General features: G+C 37.9%; 2 protein-coding genes. Both read left to right on the top strand.

The features are described from left to right. Positions 1–72: 72 nt before the first annotated feature. Positions 73–351 carry a transposase gene (locus HCJ66_RS15835; protein ID WP_187134013.1) on the top strand — a complete coding sequence of 93 codons (279 nt, stop codon included), beginning with the start codon at positions 73–75 and terminating at the stop codon, positions 349–351. Continuing rightward, positions 315–1,208 (top strand): IS3 family transposase, encoded by an 894-nt coding sequence (locus HCJ66_RS15830; RefSeq protein WP_187134012.1) that lies wholly within the window; start codon positions 315–317, stop codon positions 1,206–1,208. Before HCJ66_RS15835 ends, HCJ66_RS15830 begins: the two co-directional genes overlap by 37 nt. Positions 1,209–1,246 lie beyond the last annotated feature (38 nt).

Genomic DNA, 1,246 nt, shown 5'->3' with positions numbered 1-1,246 from the left:
TGGGTGTAGAATAAAAGTTGGACAAAAGATGATAGAATAAAACATATCAAATACATCGGAGGAATTTGTTCAATGAAAAAAATAGGGAAATGGGACACCACATTTAAAGAAACGATTGTAGAGCTCTACGAAGCAGGCACTTCCGTGCAATCTTTATCAGAGGACTACGGTATTGCTAAAGCAACCATATACACATGGATAAAAAGTAGACAGGTAAAAGCAGCCGTCGAGAATCGTCCAGAGTTAGCAACAGAACACGCGGAGCTACAAAAAGAGATCCAGCGCTTGAAGGAGGAAAATGATATATTAAAAAAGTGCATCAGCATCTTTACGGACAAAAAGGGAAATTAAGTACTCAGAAGAAAGTAACTTGGGTCGATGAATACCGGGAGATGCATCCAATGAAGACATTGCTAGAAATGATAGGGCTAGCGAAAGCGACCTATTATGAATACAAGAAAAGAACCGTCAGCGAACAGGAAAAAGCGCGAAAAATAAGAGAAGCTCGTATCACAGTACTTTTTTATGAAAATAACCAAATTTATGGTGCGCGCAAATTGCACTATTTACTACGAGAAGAAGGAATTATAGCGAGTATACGAACCATTTCGGCAGATATGAAACGATTACAACTACGTTGTTGTTATGTAAAAAAATGGCGTGAAAAACAAGCAAAGAGCACGGAAGAAACCCTCATTAATGAGATAAAAACAGACCAACCTGTATCGGCAGGGACGCATGTATTACCCGACATGACCTATGTGTGGACGTTACAAGATAAATGGGTATACGTGATTACGTTCTTAGATGCGTTCACACGGAAAGTCCTTCATTTTGGTGTAGGAAAACAAATGAATAGCGCTTTTGTCGACGGACATACAGAACAAGTACTAAATAAATACTCGAGTATTGCACTACTTCATTCCGATCGTGGAAGCCAATATACAGCACATAGCTATCGAGATATATTAAAGGAGCATCACGTAACTGCCTCCTATAGTAAAGCTGGTTACCCTTATGATAATGCAAAAATAGAATCGTATCATGCCAGCATCAAACGGGAAAAGTTGTATCGTCTTGATTTAAACGACATCAACGATGTGTATCGAGCTGTATTTAGCTATAATTATGGCTTTTACAACACCAAACGTATTCACCAATCTTTAGGTTATCTGACACCAAATGCTTTTGAAAAAATAGCAAACTAATTCTATTTTATTTTGTCCAAGATATTGACATCACATCA

It is taken from the genome of Paenilisteria portnoyi (assembly GCF_014322795.1).
In the GTDB taxonomy this organism is placed as follows: domain Bacteria; phylum Bacillota; class Bacilli; order Lactobacillales; family Listeriaceae; genus Listeria_A; species Listeria_A portnoyi.
Note: the sequence above shows the minus strand (reverse complement) of the source record. Positions and strands in the feature narration are given on the sequence as shown.